The following is a 14320-nucleotide window of genomic DNA, read 5'->3' on the forward strand; positions in this document are numbered from 1 at the left end:
CGGGTTGTGATTGCGGGTGAGCGGTGAAACGACTCGCACGGACTAGTCCGTGTGAGAGAAGGTGGCGGCGAGCTTCGTCGCCGCGGCGCGAGCGGATGCCGCGCCGTCTGCCGCGAGGGCGACCGCGGCGAGTTGCCCGGCCTCCTCCGCGCTGAACCGGGCTAGTTCCGCCCGGACGTCGGAGAGTGCCGCAGAGGACATGGACAGGCTCGTGGCCCCCAGTCCGACGAGCACGACGGCGAGCAGCGGGTCCGCCGCCGCCTCTCCGCACACCCCGACCGGTTTGCCGCTGGAGCGGCCTGCTTGGCCGACCTCTCCGATCAGGCGCAGGACCGCGGGGTGCCACGGGTTCTGGTAGCCCGCCACGGAACCGAGGAGACGGTCGGCGGCGAGGGTGTACTGGGTGAGGTCGTTGGTGCCGATCGACGCGAAGTCCGCGTGCTGCAGGATGCGGTCGGCCAGGAGTGCTGCCGAGGGGATCTCGACCATGACGCCGGCCGTCTTGAGCCCGAGCTTGTGGGCGAGTTCCACGAAGTAGGTGGTCTCCTCGACCGTTGCGACCATGGGCGCCATCACCCAGACGTCGGCGTCGGTCGCGGCATCCGCTTCGGCGAGCGCGGTCAGCTGTTCGCGGAGGATGTCTTCGGAGGCGCGCAGGGCCCGGAGGCCGCGGAGGCCGAGTGCGGGGTTCTCCTCCGCTGCGTCGTTGAGGAACGCGAGCGGCTTGTCGCTTCCGGCGTCGAGCGCACGCACCACGACCTTCTTGCCGGGGAAGGCATGCAGCAGGCGTGCGTACTGTTCCGCCTGCTCGAGGATCGTCGGTGCGTTCCGGGAGCCGAGGAAGAGGAACTCGGTGCGGAACAGGCCGACACCTTCCGCGCCCAGTTCGACGGCCCTGGCGGCGCCGTCGGCGGAACCGAGGTTCGCGAGGAGCGGGATCGGGGTACCGTCCCGGAGTCGGCCGGGGCCGGTCGGGGCCTGGGCGCGCAGGGCGCGGGCACGGATGCGGGCTTCGGCCGTTTCGACTTCGGCCTCCGTCGGGGAGACGGTCACGGTGCCGGCTGCGGCGTCCACGATCACGAGGGTGCCGTCGGCGAGGTCGGTTGCCCCTGTGGCGCCGACGATCGCGACAATCGCCTTGTCGCGGGCGAGGATCGCGGTGTGGGAGGTCGGGCCGCCGTCACTCGTGACGAGACCGAGCACGCGGGTGAGGTCGAGCAGCGCGGTGTCGGCGGGGGCGAGGTCATGGGCGACGAGGATGAACGGTTCTTCCTGCTCCGGCACGCCGGGGGCTGCCCGGCCGCCGAGCTGGGCGATGACCCGCTGGGACACGTCGTCGAGGTCTGCCGCACGCTCGGCGAGGTACCCGCCGAGTTCGGTGAGCTGGTCGCGGAAAGTGGAGAAGGCCTCGAACACGGCGCGTTCCGCGGTCTTGCCGGTCGCGAGCCGTTCGGTGAGGTCGTCGACGAGGGTGGGGTCCTCTGCCATCATGGCCTGGGCTTCGAGGACTTCCTGGGCCGCTCCGCCTGCGCGTTCGGCGCGGCCTTCGAGGTCGACGGCGACAAAACGCTGCGCGGCCGCGGCTCGGGCGCCTTCGTCCTCCGGGGTGAGTGCGCTGGGGGTGTCGGTCGGTTCCGGGAGCGGTTCGGGCATCCGCAGCACCCGGCCGATGGCCACGCCCTGGCCGATGCCGGTTCCGGTCAGGTCTGTGCCGGACGTGGCGGATGCCGTCGCGAGGCTCATACCGCGACCCGCGTTTCGGAGGTCGCCGCGTCCGCGGCAGGCAGGTCGTGGTCGGCGGCGAGCAGGGATACGAGGGTGTCGAGGGTGGCACTGGCCCCGTCGTCGACGGTCGCGATGGTGACCTCGTCGCCGTTGCCGAGGCCGAGGGAGATCACGGCGAGGATGCTGGCGGCGTTGACCGCCTTGCCGCCGGTCTTTTCGATGGTGACCTTGACGCCGGAGTCGGCTGCCGCCTTGGTGAAGAGTTTCGCGGGGCGGGCGTGCAGGCCGTTCGCCGAGCCGATTCGAACTGTGCGTTCAATCATCGGTGGGGTTCCTTCCGGTGGAGAGTGGAGTGCTGTACTGGGTCATGCCACGGCTGCGAGCGCCGCGTCGAGTGCTTCGGCTCCGTCGCGGGCCGTGAAGATCGTGTCGGCCAGGAGAGCGCAGCCCACGCCGTGTTCGGCCGCCTGCGCCCGGATCTCGGGGAATCGTGCGGCCAGGTGCGGGCCGACGAGCAGGGCGTCGATGCCGTCGAGGGCATCGGGGAGTTCTGTTTCGCTGGCCGCGGCGACCGTGGCGACCAGGCCACGCTCGGAAATGGTCCGGCGCATCCGCAGCGCGACGAAGGTGCTGGACGCGCCCGCACCACAGATCACAAGAATCCTCATTGACTCAGCCTTTCGGTGTTTCGACTCTTTCAGTTTCGTCCGATGGCCTGGCCCCGGCCAGTAGAGCTGTTTCCGCACCCCCGGAAACACGGCGCGGGAATACCGGAGGGGTGCAGCATGATTGACTAGCTACGACAATGTGGAGTTTTGTGCGATGAGCGACAAACAAACGCGGATGCTGGAGTATCTGTCGCAGACGCCGGTCTGGGTGACCGCCGGCGAACTCGCCGACCACCTCGGGGTGACCCCTCGGACCGTGCGCAGTTACGTGACGAACGTGAAGGCGGCGGCGCATCCGCTCGACGTGATCGAATCGGGGACGGCCGGGTACCGGTTGGATCTCGAGGCGTACGCCGTGTTCCGGTCGAGCCGCAAGCCGGTCGAGCCGGACACCAGGCAGAACCGGCTCTATGCCCTCGTCAGGCGGCTCACCGAGTCGGACAGCGGCCTCGACGTGTACAGCCTCGCGGCGGAGCTCTTCGTGAGTGATTCGACGATCGAGGCCGATCTCGCCCGGGTGCGGTCGCTGCTGCCGGAGACCGGGCTCACGCTCGGGAGGCGCGGCAGCGTCGTGACCCTGGCCGGATCGGAGACGGACCGGCGCCGGCTGCTCAGCCGGATGTTCCGCGAGGAGACCGACCGCGGGATGCTCAACCTCGAGACCATCCAGCGCGAGTTCGCGTCGAAGAGCCTCAGCGCGTTCAAGACCGACCTGATCGCCATGCTCGACGCCCAGGGCTATTTCGTGAACGAGTACGGCACCAACGACGTGCTCCTGCACGTGGCGATCGCCGTCGACCGCGTCACCAAGCGCGCCGCGCCGCTCCCCGCCGAGCCGGAGCCCACTCCCCCTGACGAGATGACCAGGGCCCTCGCCGTGCTCATCAAGCGGCACTTCGACGTCGAGCTCGCGCTCGGGGACCTCGACTACATCGGACTCCTCCTCACCACCCGGGTGATCACGCCGGGTCACGACCAGCCGGCGAAGAAGCTCATCGAGAACTTCGTGCGCCCGGAGGACCTCGACGCGGTCAGGCAGATCGTGACGCAGGCGAGCGAGGAATTCCTCGTCGACCTCACCGAGGAGACGTTCATCGTGCGGCTCACCCTGCACGTTCGGAACCTGATCAACCGCGCCCAGGACCGGTCATTCGCACACAATCCGCTCACCCGGTCCATCAAGACGGGCTACCCGATGATCTACGAGCTCGCGGTGTACATCGCGAGCCAGTTGCAGCGCCAGGAGCGGATCGTGATCAACGACGACGAGATCGCGTACATCGCGATGCACGTCGGCGCGCACCTGCAGCAGCAGTCCCGCCGGGTCGACCTCGTCAGCTGCGCTATCGTCTGCCCGAACTATTACGACATGCACGTCCTGCTGCGGGAACGCATCGAACGTGTCCTCGGCGATGAGCTCGAGGTCGTCTCCGTCGTCACGAGGAGCGACGTGGACTGGAGCGGGCTCGAGGCCGACCTCGTGCTCACGACGATCGATCCGGGCAGCCTCGGCGACGGGATCATCGTCATCCAGCCGTTCCTGACCGAAGCCGACATCGAGCGGGTCCGGAAGGCTGCGAGCCGGGTGCGCCGGCTGCGCAGGCGCGCGCATCTCAAGGATGACCTGCTGCAGTTCTTCGACGCCTCGCTGTTCTCGCACAACTTCTACGCGAACGACGAAAACGCCATGATCCGCGCGCTCGGCGACCGGATGGCCGCGCAGGGCATCATCGAGCCGGAGTACATCGTCGGCGCGATCGAGCGCGAGCTGATGAGTTCGACGGCGTTCACCGACAACCTGGCCGTGCCGCACTCGATGTCGATGACCGCGAACCGCACGTCGATCGCGATCGTGATCAACGACACCCCGATGGACTGGGGCGAGGCTCGGGTCAACGTCGTCGCGCTCGTGGCGTTCAGCGCCGCGGGGCGCAAGAGCTTCCAGGATGTCTTCGACCAGTTCGTCGAGGTCTTCTCCGACCGCAACGACGTGCAGCGGCTGGTCCGCAGGTCGGTCGACTTCGCATCCTTCATCGACGAGCTCGTGCACCTGATGGACCAGTAGCCCTCACGGGGAAACCGGGATCAGGCGCGCAGTTCCGCCCAGCCGCGCGATTTGAACGCGTAGATGGCGAGGTCGAGTGCCTCGTCGCCGTTCTGGGATGCGAACACGGTGTCGGGCAGGAGCGCGACGCCGACGCCCCGCTTGATCGCCTCCGCGCGGATCTTCTCGTAACGCGGGGCCAGATACGGGCCGACGAGCAAGACGTCGATCGGGTCCAATGACCCGGGAAGGTCGGATTCGCTGCCGGCGTGAACCGTCAGTTCGAGGCCCCTGGCCTCACCTGTGTGGCGGATGCGATGGGCGACGAAGGCGCTGGACGCCCCGGCACCGCAAACTACGAGAATCCTCATTGACCTGCTCATTTCTTCGGCGGGCTCTGCCCACTTCCATCTTCCCGCTAATCAGGGCCTTTGGCTAGCGGATGCCGCGCCCCGGCGCGCCGTCTCCCGCCCGCGAGAGTACACTTTTGGCCCTTAAGACCGGGTCTTAAGGGCCAAAAATGCGCTCTCGCGGAGGTACGCGCGCGTGTTGGGGCGGCGGGGCGGCGGAGGGGTGGTTAGGGGATGGGGACGGGGATGACGCCGAGGGGGGCGAGCTGGGCTGCGCCGCCGTCCTCGGCGGTGAGCACCCAGATGCCGTCCTTGTGCACGGCGACGCTGTGCTCCCAGTGCGCGGCCGCGAGGCCGTCACTCGTCGCGACGGTCCAGTCGTCGTCGCGGACGAAGGTGTCGATCGATCCGAGCACAACCATCGGCTCGATGGCGACGACGAGTCCGGGCTTGACCTCCGGTCCCTTCTGGCGCACCCGGTAGTTGAAGACAGGAGGGGCTTCGTGCATGGACCGGCCGATGCCGTGGCCGACGTAGTCTGTCAGGATGCCGTAGCTGCCCTGCGACTCGATGTAGTCCTCGATGGCGTCGCCGACCTCGTTGAGGTACCGCGCCTCAGCGAGGCGGGCGATCCCGTGCCACAGGGACTGCTCCGTGACGTCGGAGAGTTTCTGGCGTTCGGCCACGACCTCAGGCCTGCTCGGGTCCGGGATCACGAAGCTGAAGGCGGCGTCACCGTTCCAGCCGTCGAGGATCGCGCCGCTGTCGATCGAGACGATGTCGCCAGGGGCGAGGACACGGGCGCCCGGGATGCCGTGGACGACGTCCTCGTTCACGCTCGCGCACACCGTGTGGAAGTAACCCTGCTCGAGCTTGAAGTTCGGCAGGCCGCCGCGGGCCACGATTGCGGCCTCTGCGGCCGCATCGAGCTCGAGGGTCGTGACACCGGCCCGCATCAGAGCGCGGGCCGCGTCGAGGGACGCGGCGGTCGCGAGGCCCGGTGCGATCATCAGCCGCAACTGTGCCGGCGACTTGTAGATGGATCGACGAAGGCTCATTGCCTGGTTCCCCGCAAACGGATCAGGACGCGCTCGGTGCGTCCGTGTTGATGTCGACGGCGTGAAGCTCGCGCTCCGCGAGGGCACTCAGAATGCGCTCGGTCACCGCATTGACGGCACCGAGGCCGTCAACGGTGACAACGAGCCCGCGGGCCCCGTACACGTCGATAAGCGGAGCGGTCTGCTCCGAGTAAACCTCGAGACGGTGACGGATGACGTCGGCCGTGTCGTCCGCTCGGCCCTGTTCGGCCGCGCGCTTGAGCAGACGGGCGACGACCTCGTCGGTGTCCGCTGAGATCTGGACGACGGCATCGAGTGCGGTGCCTTCGGCGTCGAGCAGGCGGTCGAGCTCGTGCACCTGTTCGAGCGTGCGCGGGTAACCGTCCAGGAGGAAACCGCCAGCGGCATCCGCCTGGGCGAGCCGGTCGGCGACGATCTCATTGGTCAGCGAGTCGGGCACGTAGGCGCCCTTGTCCATGAACGCCTTGGCTTTGAGGCCGAGTTCGGTCTGGTTCGTCACGTTGAAGCGGAAGATGTCGCCGGTCGAGACGGCGGGGATACCGAAGGCAGCGGCCAGGCGAACCGCCTGGGTGCCCTTGCCGGCGCCGGGCGGGCCGATCACGAGCAAGCGGGTCATCGGAGGAGCCCTTCGTAGTGACGCTGCTGCAACTGGGAGTCGATCTGCTTGACCGTCTCGAGGCCGACACCGACGATGATCAGGATGCTGGCGCCGCCGAACGGGAAGTTCTGGTCGGCTCCGATCACCGAGAATGCGATCAGCGGCAGCAGGGCGATCAGGCCGAGGTAGAGCGCACCGGGCAGGGTCACCCGGGTCAGCACGAAGTCGAGGTACTCGGCCGTCGGGCGTCCGGCACGGATGCCGGGGATGAATCCGCCGTACTTCTTCATGTTGTCGGCGACCTCTTCCGGGTTGAAGGTGATCGCGACGTAGAAATAGGTGAACCCGACGATGAGCAGGAAGTACATCAGCATGTAGAGCGGGTGGTCGCCCTTGGTCAGGTTGTTCGTGACCCAGGAGACCCACGCCGCCGGGGCCTGTCCGGCAGCCGGCTGGTTGAACTGCGCGATCAGGGCCGGCAGGTACAGCAGCGAGGACGCGAAGATCACAGGGACGACGCCGGCCATGTTGACCTTGATCGGGATGTACGTGTTGTTGCCGCCGTAGGTGCGTCGTCCGACCATCCGCTTGGCGTACTGCACCGGGATGCGTCGTTGCGACTGTTCGACGAACACCACGGCCGCGACGACCAGCAGTCCGACCGCGATCACGATCAGGAAGGTGTCGAGGCCCTTCTGGTTGAGGATCGAGCCGAGGGAGTTCGGGAAGCGGGCCGCGATGGACGTGAAGATGAGGAGCGACATGCCGTTGCCGATGCCGCGCTCGGTGATGAGCTCACCCATCCACATGATGACGCCGGTGCCTGCCGTCATGGTGATGACCATGAGCATGATGGCGTACCAGGCGTCGTTGGTGATGAGCTGCGAGCACTCGGAGCTGGAGGAGGTGCCGAACAGCGCACCGCTGCGGGCGACCGTGATGAGCGTCGTCGACTGGAGGATGCCGAGGGCGATCGTGAGATAGCGCGTGTACTGGGTGAGCGTGCTCTGCCCGGACGCGCCCTCTTTGTAGAGGGTCTCGAAGTGTGGGATGACCACGCGCAGGAGCTGCACGATGATCGAGGCCGTGATGTACGGCATGATGCCGAGCGCGAAGACCGACAGCTGCAGCAGCGCGCCACCGCTGAACAGGTTGACGAGTTCGTACAGGCCACTGGTGCCCTGGTTCGCCGCGAGACACGCTTGCACGTTTCCGAAGTCCACAAAGGGAGAGGGGATGAACGAGCCCAGTCGGAACAGAGCCACGATACCGAGGCTGAATCCGATTTTCTTACGAAGGTCGGGCGTGCGGAAGATCCGCGCTATGGCGCTGAACAAAAGGCCTCCAGTTACTAACGTGAAACGAGCCTGCCGGGGCCGCTATCGAATGAACGATGGCGACGCCCGACAAGCTCGATCAGCGTCTACGGACTTACTTGATTGAGCCACCCGCGGCGACGATCTTCTGCTCAGCTGAGCTGGAGACCTTGTCGACCGCAATGTTCAGCTTAACGGCAATTTCACCGTTACCGAGCACCTTGACTTTTTCGTTGTCACGAACGGCGCCCTTGGCGACCAGGTCGGCGATGGTGACATCGCCACCGTTCGGGTAGAGCTCGGCAAGACGGTCGAGGTTGACGACCTGGTACTCGACGCGGAACGGGTTCTTGAACCCGCGCAGCTTCGGGGTACGCATGTGCAGAGGCATCTGCCCACCCTCGAAGCCGATGCGCACGTTGTAGCGTGCCTTGGTGCCCTTGGTGCCACGACCCGCGGTCTTACCCTTGGATCCTTCACCGCGGCCGACGCGCATACGGTCCTTCTTCGAACCGGGAGCGGGGCGAAGGTGGTGGACCTTCAGCACCTGCTCGCGCTTCTCAGCGGGTGCAGTCTTCGCGGCGGCAGCCTTGGGGGCAGCCTTCTTTGCGGTGGCGGGCTTGGTTGCTGCCTTGGCGGCAGCGTCCTTCTCGTCAGCCATTAGTCAATCTCCTCGACCTTCACGAGGTGAGCAACCGTGTTGACATAGCCGCGGTTCTGCGAGTTGTCCTCGCGGATCACGACAGCGCCAATGCGCTTGAGACCCAGGCTGCGAAGCGTGTCGCGCTGGTTCTGCTTCTCACTAATTTTGGACTTGATCTGTGTCACTTTGAGGCGAGCCATCAGGCACCTGCCTTTGCTGCCGCTGCTGCAGCAGCAGCCGCGGCGTCGGCGCGCAGGAAACGGGCCGGGGCCACGTCTTCGTACGCGAGGCCACGACGGGCGGCAACGGCACGCGGCTCTTCGAGCTGGTGCAGTGCCTCGACGGTGGCGTGGACGATGTTGATGGTGTTCGACGAACCGAGCGACTTGCTCAGGACGTCGTGGATGCCGGCGCATTCGAGCACGGCGCGGACGGGGCCACCGGCGATAACGCCGGTACCGGCAGCGGCGGGACGCAACAGGACAACGCCCGCTGCGGCTTCGCCCTGGACGGGGTGCGGGATCGTCAGGCCGACGCGGGGAACGCGAAAGAAGTTCTTCTTCGCTTCCTCGACGCCCTTGGAGATAGCGGTCGGGACCTCGCGGGCCTTGCCGTATCCCACGCCGACGAGTCCGTTGCCATCACCGACGACGACGAGGGCGGTGAAGCTGAAGCGACGACCACCCTTCACCACCTTGGAAACGCGGTTGATGGTGACAACGCGCTCCAGGAACTGGCTCTTGTCGGCGTCGCGGCTTCCGCGATCCTTGTTCGGGTTGCGCTCACGGCCACCACGACGAGCCTCACGAGGCTCGTTCTGTGCCGGAGCGGTTGACGCAGCGGTTTCGACGGGTGCCTCAGCGGCCACCACGGTCTCCTTGGCTGCTGTGTTACTGGTTTCAGCGGTCACAGGTTCAATCCACCCTCTCGAGCTCCCTCGGCGATGGCAGCGACGCGTCCCGCGTACTTGCTGCCGCCACGGTCAAATACGACGGCGTCGATACCGGCGGCCTTCGCGCGCTCGGCGACGAGTTCACCGACCTTACGGGCCTTGGCGGTCTTGTCACCATCGAAGGTGCGCATGTCCGTCTCGAGCGTGGATGCCGACGCAAGGGTGAAACCCTTGCTGTCGTCGACGACCTGCACGAAGACGTGGCGAGCCGAACGGGTGACGACGAGACGGGGGCGAAGCTCCGTCCCAACGACCTTTTTGCGAAGACGTGTGTGCCTGCGTCCGCGGGCAGCGGCCTTGCTCTTACCTCTAGTTCCGAGACCCATGGTTACTTACCACTCTTTCCGGCCTTGCGGCGAACAATCTCGCCGGCGTAACGCACACCCTTGCCCTTGTAGGGCTCAGGCTTGCGAATCTTACGGATGTTGGCGGCGACCTCGCCGACGGCCTGCTTGTCGATGCCACCGACCGTGAGGCGGTTGACGCCCTCGACGGTCAGGGTGATGCCGACGGGCGGCTCGATGAGGACCGGGTGTGAGAAGCCAAGGGCGAACTCGACCGCGGTGCCCTTCTGGGCGACGCGGTAACCGGTACCGACGATCTCGAGGCCCTTGGTGTAACCCACGGTCACCCCGATGATCTGGTTGGCGATCAGGGTGCGGGTCAGGCCGTGCAGCGAACGCGATGCGCGCTCGTCGTCCGGACGGGTGACGACAACGTGGCCGTCTTCGATCGACACCTGGATCGGGTTGGCGACGGTGAGCGCAAGCTCACCCTTCGGGCCCTTGACGCTGACGAGGCGGCCCTCAGTGGCAACCGTGACATCCGCGGGGATCGGGATGGGGAGTCTTCCAATACGTGACATTGTCGACTACCACACGTAGGCGAGAACTTCTCCGCCTACGCCCTTCTTCTCGGCCTGACGGTCGGTGAGCAGACCGCTGGAGGTGGACAGGATGGCAACGCCGAGGCCACCGAGAACGGTGGGGATTTCGGTCGACTTTGCGTACACGCGCAGGCCGGGCTTGGAAACCCGCTTGATGCCGACGATGGAACGCTCGCGGTTCGGACCGAACTTGAGGTTCAGCGTGAGGGTCTTTCCGACCTCTGCATCCTTGACATCCCAGGCGGAGATGTAACCCTGCGCCTTGAGGATGTCTGCGATGTGCGCTTTGAGCTTGCTGTGCGGCATCGACACTGTGTCGTGGTACGCCGAGTTAGCGTTGCGCAGTCTGGTCAGCATGTCTGCGACCGGATCTGTCATTGTCATTTGTGGTGCCTTTCTCGCCTGGTTTCGTTCATCCGTTACACGGGTGACGACCTTGGTCGTGGTGGGGCTGGACGGTTGTCCAGCCCCAGGGTTTAAAACTAGCCGGTACTACTTGGTGTTCTCGGCCGTCTGGAAGGGGAAGCCAAGCGCCTTGAGCAGCGCACGGCCTTCTTCGTTGTTCTTGGCGGTCGTCACGATGGTGATGTCCATACCGCGAAGACGGTCGATCCGGTCCTGGTCGATCTCGTGGAACATGACCTGCTCGGTGAGACCGAAAGTGTAGTTGCCTGCACCGTCGAACTGCTTGTCCGAGAGGCCGCGGAAGTCACGGATACGGGGAAGGGCGAGGCTCAGAAGCCGGTCCAGGAATTCCCACATGCGGTCGCCGCGGAGGGTGACGTGGGTTCCGATGGGCTGTCCTTCGCGCAGTTTGAACTGCGCGATGGACTTGCGGGCCTTGGTGACCTGCGGCTTCTGGCCGGTGATCTTGGTGAGGTCGGAGACGGCGCCATCCATGATCTTGCCGTCGCGAGCTGCCTCGCCGACACCCATGTTGACGACGATCTTCACGAGGTTCGGAATCTGGTGAACGTTCGTGAAACCGAGCTCGGTGGAGAGCTTGGCGGAGATCTCGTCGCGGTACTTCTGCTTGAGACGCGGAAGCGTCTTGACGGGCGCTTCGCCCGCAGCAACGATCGTGTCGGTCATCAGAGGTCCTTCCCTGACTTCTTGGCGTAACGGATGCGGACCGTCTTGGTGACGCCGTCCTTCGTTACCTCTTCGATGCGGACGCCGACGCGAGTCGGCTTCTTGGTCTCCGGGTCGACGATGGCCACGTTGGACGCGTGGATCGGCGCCTCCATGGTCTCGATGCCGCCGGTCTTGGTGCCGCGCTGGGTCTGGCCGACACGAACGTGCTTCGTGACGAAGTTGATGCCCTCGACGAGGACACGGTTCTTCTCCACGAGCACGGCGATGACCTTGCCCTGCTTGCCACGGTCGCCGCCGCGTGCCTGGCTGCGGCCGCTGATGACCTGTACGAGGTCACCCTTTTTGAGTCTGGCCATGATTTAGATAACCTCCGGTGCCAGCGAGATGATCTTCATGAACTTCTTGTCGCGAAGCTCGCGACCGACCGGTCCGAAGATTCGGGTGCCCCGGGGGTCACCGTCGTTCTTCAAAATCACTGCGGCGTTCTCATCGAACTTGATGTACGAACCGTCTGGACGACGGGTCATCTTCTTGACGCGAACGACGACGGCCTTGACGACGTCGCCCTTCTTGACGTTTCCGCCCGGGATCGCGTCCTTGACGGTGGCGACGATGGTGTCACCGAGGCCTGCGTAACGACGACCGGAGCCACCGAGGACGCGGATGGTCAACAGTTCCTTGGCACCCGTGTTGTCGGCAACCTTGAGTCGTGATTCTTGCTGAAGCACTTTTTATACCCTTCTATCAAGTAAGCGCGAGGCTTACTTGGCCTTCTCGAGGATCTCGACCAGGCGGAAGCGCTTGGTGGCGCTCAGCGGACGGGTCTCACTGATCAGGACCAGGTCTCCGACGCCGGCGATGTTCGCCTCGTCGTGGACCTTCAGCTTGGACGTACGGCGGATGACCTTGCCGTACAACGGGTGCTTCACGCGGTCTTCGACCTCGACAACGATGGTCTTGTCCATCTTGTCGCTGGTCACGTAGCCGCGCAGCGTCTTCCGGTAGCCGCGAACGAGAGCTTCTGCCTCGGCTGCGACGACCGTTTCGTCAGTCTTCGCCATGACTAGGCCTCCTTCGTTTCGACGGCCTCAGCGACAGCATCCGTTTCGGATTCTGCAGCCTTAGGGGCCTTCTTGGGCTTCTTCTCTGCCTTGTCGGCCTTGACGGCCGCTTCGACCGGTGCGGGCGTCGGGCGAATGCCCAACTCGCGCTCACGGAGAACCGTGTAGATACGAGCGATGTCGCGCTTGACCGCGCGGAGGCGGCCGTGGCTTTCAAGCTGACCGGTGGCCGACTGGAAGCGCAGGTTGAACAGCTCTTCCTTGGCCTTCTTCAGCTCGTCGAACAGTCGTTCGTTTTCAAAAGTGTCGAGCTCGACTGAGGCGAGCTCCTTGGATCCGATCGCCATTATGCGTCGCCCTCCTCGCGCTTGATGATGCGTGCCTTCAACGGCAGTTTGTGAATGGCGCGGGTGAGCGCTTCCTTGGCGACGATGTCAGTGACACCGCCGATTTCGAAGAGCACACGACCCGGCTTCACGTTGGCGACCCACCACTCCACAGAACCCTTACCGGAACCCATGCGGGTTTCGGCCGGCTTCTTGGTGAGCGGGCGGTCAGGATAGATGTTGATCCAGACCTTGCCGCCGCGCTTCATGTGACGGGTGATCGCGATACGAGCGGACTCGATCTGACGGTTGGTCACATACGCGGGGGTGATGGCCTGGATGCCGTACTCGCCGAACGACAGCTCGGTGCCACCGGTTGCGTGGCCGGTGCGGCCCGGGTGGTGCTGCTTACGGTGCTTGACTCTGCGTGGAATCAACATGGTTATGCCTCAACTCCTGCTGCAACCGGCGCCGCGGCCTCTGCGCGGGGCGCACGGCGGGGTCGGTCGTCACGACGCTCGGGGCGGGACGACTTAGCGTTGGCCTGCTCGCGGGCGAGTTCCTTGTTGGTGATGTCGCCCTTGTAGATCCAGACCTTCACGCCGATGCGGCCGAAGGTGGTCTTGGCTTCGTAGAAGCCGTAGTCGATGTTCGCACGCAGGGTGTGCAGTGGCACGCGTCCCTCGCGGTAGAACTCCGAGCGGCTCATCTCAGCGCCGCCGAGACGACCGGACACCTGGATGCGAACACCCTTGGCGCCGGCGCGCTGGGCGCCCTGCAGGCCCTTGCGCATCGCGCGGCGGAAAGCCACACGAGCGGAGAGCTGCTCTGCGATGCCCTGGGCAACGAGCTGGGCGTCGACCTCAGGGTTCTTGACCTCGAGGATGTTGAGCTGGATCTGCTTGCTCGTGAGCTTCTCGAGGTCGGAGCGGATCCGCTCGGCCTCGGCGCCACGACGACCGATCACGATGCCCGGACGGGCGGTGTGAATGTCGACGCGAACGCGGTCACGGGTGCGCTCGATCTCGATGCGCGAAACTCCCGCGCGGTCGAGGGTCGTGCTCAGCAGGCGGCGGATCTTGACGTCTTCAGCGACGAAGTCGCTGTAACGCTGGCCCGGCTTCGTGCTGTCAGAGAACCAACGCGACACGTGGTCGGTCGTGATTCCCAGACGGAAGCCATACGGGTTTACTTTCTGACCCATTACTTCGTACCCTCCTCAGGAGTGGCGAGCACAACAGTGATGTGGCTCGTACGCTTCTTGATCTGGAATGCGCGACCCTGTGCGCGGGCCTGGAAACGCTTGAGGGTTGTACCCTCATCAACGAATGCCTGGCTCACGAAGAGGTCCTGCTCGTCCAGGTATGTGTTCGCTGCATCGGCCTTGACTCGTGCATTCGCGATGGCCGAGGCCACCAGCTTGTACACCGGGTCGCTGGCGCCCTGCGCTGCGAACTTCAGGATTCCCAGGGCCTCGTGGGCCTGCTTGCCGCGGATCAAGTTGACGACGCGACGAGCCTTCTGGGGGGTAACGCGGATGTGACGCACGCGTGCGATCGACTCCACCATTTCTTCTC

The 14320-nt window shown here is 65.3% G+C and carries 22 protein-coding genes; 1 reads left to right on the forward strand and 21 read right to left on the reverse strand.

Going from position 1 to position 14320, the window contains the following annotated elements:
* Positions 1-42: 42 nt before the first annotated feature.
* Genes ptsP through E3O46_RS10045 form a run of 3 tightly spaced genes read right to left on the reverse strand, consistent with a single transcriptional unit; the run spans position 43 to position 2393 of the window.
* Positions 43-1743, reverse strand: coding sequence for a phosphoenolpyruvate--protein phosphotransferase (gene ptsP / locus E3O46_RS10035; RefSeq protein ID WP_134449906.1), 1701 nt, complete (start codon positions 1741-1743; stop codon positions 43-45).
* The gene (locus tag E3O46_RS10040) at positions 1740-2048 is read right to left on the reverse strand and encodes an HPr family phosphocarrier protein (RefSeq protein ID WP_134561637.1); all 309 of its coding nucleotides are present in this window, start codon (positions 2046-2048) and stop codon (positions 1740-1742) included. The genes ptsP and E3O46_RS10040 overlap by 4 nt, the downstream gene beginning before the upstream one ends.
* 42 nt (positions 2049-2090) lie before the next feature.
* Positions 2091-2393, reverse strand: coding sequence for a PTS sugar transporter subunit IIB (locus E3O46_RS10045; RefSeq protein WP_134561638.1), 303 nt, complete (start codon positions 2391-2393; stop codon positions 2091-2093).
* A gap of 154 nt (positions 2394-2547) precedes the next feature.
* On the opposite strand from E3O46_RS10045, the gene E3O46_RS10050 reads away from it, so the two are divergent.
* Positions 2548-4458 carry a BglG family transcription antiterminator gene (locus E3O46_RS10050; RefSeq protein ID WP_134561639.1) on the forward strand — a complete coding sequence of 637 codons (1911 nt, stop codon included), beginning with the start codon at positions 2548-2550 and terminating at the stop codon, positions 4456-4458.
* A 20-nt stretch (positions 4459-4478) separates the two neighbouring features.
* Here the strand turns inward: E3O46_RS10050 and E3O46_RS10055 are convergent, their stop codons facing one another.
* From E3O46_RS10055 to rplV, 18 genes are all read right to left on the reverse strand, one after another.
* Positions 4479-4808: a PTS sugar transporter subunit IIB gene (locus E3O46_RS10055; RefSeq protein WP_166788281.1), complete on the reverse strand. Its 330-nt coding sequence runs from the start codon at positions 4806-4808 to the stop codon at positions 4479-4481.
* Positions 4809-5014: 206 nt separating this feature from the next.
* On the reverse strand, positions 5015-5845 hold the full coding sequence (gene map / locus E3O46_RS10060; RefSeq protein WP_134449901.1) for a type I methionyl aminopeptidase: 831 nt from the start codon (positions 5843-5845) through the stop codon (positions 5015-5017).
* Positions 5846-5867: 22 nt separating this feature from the next.
* Positions 5868-6482 (reverse strand): adenylate kinase, encoded by a 615-nt coding sequence (locus E3O46_RS10065; RefSeq protein WP_174775128.1) that lies wholly within the window; start codon positions 6480-6482, stop codon positions 5868-5870.
* Complete coding sequence (gene secY / locus E3O46_RS10070; RefSeq protein WP_134449900.1) at positions 6479-7801, reverse strand: preprotein translocase subunit SecY; 1323 nt, start codon at positions 7799-7801, stop codon at positions 6479-6481. The genes E3O46_RS10065 and secY overlap by 4 nt, the downstream gene beginning before the upstream one ends.
* Before the next feature lie 94 nt (positions 7802-7895).
* Positions 7896-8441 (reverse strand): 50S ribosomal protein L15, encoded by a 546-nt coding sequence (gene rplO, locus E3O46_RS10075; protein WP_134449899.1) that lies wholly within the window; start codon positions 8439-8441, stop codon positions 7896-7898.
* Positions 8441-8623, reverse strand: a complete 183-nt coding sequence (gene rpmD / locus E3O46_RS10080) for a 50S ribosomal protein L30 (protein WP_174774564.1) — start codon at positions 8621-8623, stop codon at positions 8441-8443. Before rpmD ends, rplO begins: the two co-directional genes overlap by 1 nt.
* Positions 8623-9294 carry a 30S ribosomal protein S5 gene (gene rpsE / locus E3O46_RS10085; RefSeq protein ID WP_104101028.1) on the reverse strand — a complete coding sequence of 224 codons (672 nt, stop codon included), beginning with the start codon at positions 9292-9294 and terminating at the stop codon, positions 8623-8625. The genes rpmD and rpsE overlap by 1 nt, the downstream gene beginning before the upstream one ends.
* 35 nt (positions 9295-9329) lie before the next feature.
* Positions 9330-9701 (reverse strand): 50S ribosomal protein L18, encoded by a 372-nt coding sequence (rplR, locus tag E3O46_RS10090; RefSeq protein ID WP_134449898.1) that lies wholly within the window; start codon positions 9699-9701, stop codon positions 9330-9332.
* 2 nt (positions 9702-9703) lie between these two features.
* Positions 9704-10240 (reverse strand): 50S ribosomal protein L6, encoded by a 537-nt coding sequence (gene rplF / locus E3O46_RS10095; RefSeq protein ID WP_134449897.1) that lies wholly within the window; start codon positions 10238-10240, stop codon positions 9704-9706.
* 6 nt (positions 10241-10246) lie between these two features.
* On the reverse strand, positions 10247-10645 hold the full coding sequence (rpsH, locus tag E3O46_RS10100; protein ID WP_066597609.1) for a 30S ribosomal protein S8: 399 nt from the start codon (positions 10643-10645) through the stop codon (positions 10247-10249).
* A gap of 108 nt (positions 10646-10753) precedes the next feature.
* Complete coding sequence (rplE, locus tag E3O46_RS10105; RefSeq protein WP_134449896.1) at positions 10754-11353, reverse strand: 50S ribosomal protein L5; 600 nt, start codon at positions 11351-11353, stop codon at positions 10754-10756.
* The gene (gene rplX / locus E3O46_RS10110; RefSeq protein WP_134449895.1) at positions 11353-11712 is read right to left on the reverse strand and encodes a 50S ribosomal protein L24; all 360 of its coding nucleotides are present in this window, start codon (positions 11710-11712) and stop codon (positions 11353-11355) included. The genes rplE and rplX overlap by 1 nt, the downstream gene beginning before the upstream one ends.
* Positions 11713-11715: 3 nt before the next feature.
* Complete coding sequence (gene rplN, locus E3O46_RS10115; RefSeq protein WP_134449894.1) at positions 11716-12084, reverse strand: 50S ribosomal protein L14; 369 nt, start codon at positions 12082-12084, stop codon at positions 11716-11718.
* A gap of 33 nt (positions 12085-12117) precedes the next feature.
* Positions 12118-12417 carry a 30S ribosomal protein S17 gene (gene rpsQ, locus E3O46_RS10120; protein WP_134449893.1) on the reverse strand — a complete coding sequence of 100 codons (300 nt, stop codon included), beginning with the start codon at positions 12415-12417 and terminating at the stop codon, positions 12118-12120.
* A 2-nt stretch (positions 12418-12419) separates the two neighbouring features.
* A complete protein-coding gene (rpmC, locus tag E3O46_RS18860) occupies positions 12420-12764 on the reverse strand; it encodes a 50S ribosomal protein L29 (RefSeq protein WP_134449892.1) in 345 nt (114 codons plus the stop codon).
* Complete coding sequence (gene rplP / locus E3O46_RS10130; RefSeq protein WP_134449891.1) at positions 12764-13183, reverse strand: 50S ribosomal protein L16; 420 nt, start codon at positions 13181-13183, stop codon at positions 12764-12766. The genes rpmC and rplP overlap by 1 nt, the downstream gene beginning before the upstream one ends.
* 2 nt (positions 13184-13185) lie before the next feature.
* Positions 13186-13947, reverse strand: a complete 762-nt coding sequence (gene rpsC / locus E3O46_RS10135) for a 30S ribosomal protein S3 (protein ID WP_134449890.1) — start codon at positions 13945-13947, stop codon at positions 13186-13188.
* Complete coding sequence (rplV, locus tag E3O46_RS10140; protein ID WP_134449889.1) at positions 13947-14312, reverse strand: 50S ribosomal protein L22; 366 nt, start codon at positions 14310-14312, stop codon at positions 13947-13949. Before rplV ends, rpsC begins: the two co-directional genes overlap by 1 nt.
* Positions 14313-14320: the final 8 nt, after the last annotated feature.

Source organism: Cryobacterium glucosi (genome assembly GCF_004402235.1).
In the GTDB taxonomy this organism is placed as follows: Bacteria; Actinomycetota; Actinomycetes; order Actinomycetales; family Microbacteriaceae; genus Cryobacterium; species Cryobacterium glucosi.

Bases quoted from the DNA above. Each gene is read 5' to 3' on its own strand.
- ptsP (WP_134449906.1), bottom strand. From the start codon at position 1,743: ATGAGCCTCGCGACGGCATCCGCCACGTCCGGCACAGACCTGACCGGA.
- E3O46_RS10040 (WP_134561637.1), bottom strand. From the start codon at position 2,048: ATGATTGAACGCACAGTTCGAATCGGCTCGGCGAACGGCCTGCACGCC.
- E3O46_RS10045 (WP_134561638.1), bottom strand. From the start codon at position 2,393: ATGAGGATTCTTGTGATCTGTGGTGCGGGCGCGTCCAGCACCTTCGTC.
- E3O46_RS10050 (WP_134561639.1), top strand. From the start codon at position 2,548: ATGAGCGACAAACAAACGCGGATGCTGGAGTATCTGTCGCAGACGCCG.
- E3O46_RS10055 (WP_166788281.1), bottom strand. From the start codon at position 4,808: ATGAGGATTCTCGTAGTTTGCGGTGCCGGGGCGTCCAGCGCCTTCGTC.
- map (WP_134449901.1), bottom strand. From the start codon at position 5,845: ATGAGCCTTCGTCGATCCATCTACAAGTCGCCGGCACAGTTGCGGCTG.
- E3O46_RS10065 (WP_174775128.1), bottom strand. From the start codon at position 6,482: ATGACCCGCTTGCTCGTGATCGGCCCGCCCGGCGCCGGCAAGGGCACC.
- rplO (WP_134449899.1), bottom strand. From the start codon at position 8,441: ATGGCTGACGAGAAGGACGCTGCCGCCAAGGCAGCAACCAAGCCCGCC.
- rpmD (WP_174774564.1), bottom strand. From the start codon at position 8,623: ATGGCTCGCCTCAAAGTGACACAGATCAAGTCCAAAATTAGTGAGAAG.
- rplR (WP_134449898.1), bottom strand. From the start codon at position 9,701: ATGGGTCTCGGAACTAGAGGTAAGAGCAAGGCCGCTGCCCGCGGACGC.
- rplF (WP_134449897.1), bottom strand. From the start codon at position 10,240: ATGTCACGTATTGGAAGACTCCCCATCCCGATCCCCGCGGATGTCACG.
- rpsH (WP_066597609.1), bottom strand. From the start codon at position 10,645: ATGACAATGACAGATCCGGTCGCAGACATGCTGACCAGACTGCGCAAC.
- rplE (WP_134449896.1), bottom strand. From the start codon at position 11,353: ATGACCGACACGATCGTTGCTGCGGGCGAAGCGCCCGTCAAGACGCTT.
- rplX (WP_134449895.1), bottom strand. From the start codon at position 11,712: ATGGCCAGACTCAAAAAGGGTGACCTCGTACAGGTCATCAGCGGCCGC.
- rpsQ (WP_134449893.1), bottom strand. From the start codon at position 12,417: ATGGCGAAGACTGACGAAACGGTCGTCGCAGCCGAGGCAGAAGCTCTC.
- rpmC (WP_134449892.1), bottom strand. From the start codon at position 12,764: ATGGCGATCGGATCCAAGGAGCTCGCCTCAGTCGAGCTCGACACTTTT.
- rplP (WP_134449891.1), bottom strand. From the start codon at position 13,183: ATGTTGATTCCACGCAGAGTCAAGCACCGTAAGCAGCACCACCCGGGC.
- rpsC (WP_134449890.1), bottom strand. From the start codon at position 13,947: ATGGGTCAGAAAGTAAACCCGTATGGCTTCCGTCTGGGAATCACGACC.
- rplV (WP_134449889.1), bottom strand. From the start codon at position 14,312: ATGGTGGAGTCGATCGCACGCGTGCGTCACATCCGCGTTACCCCCCAG.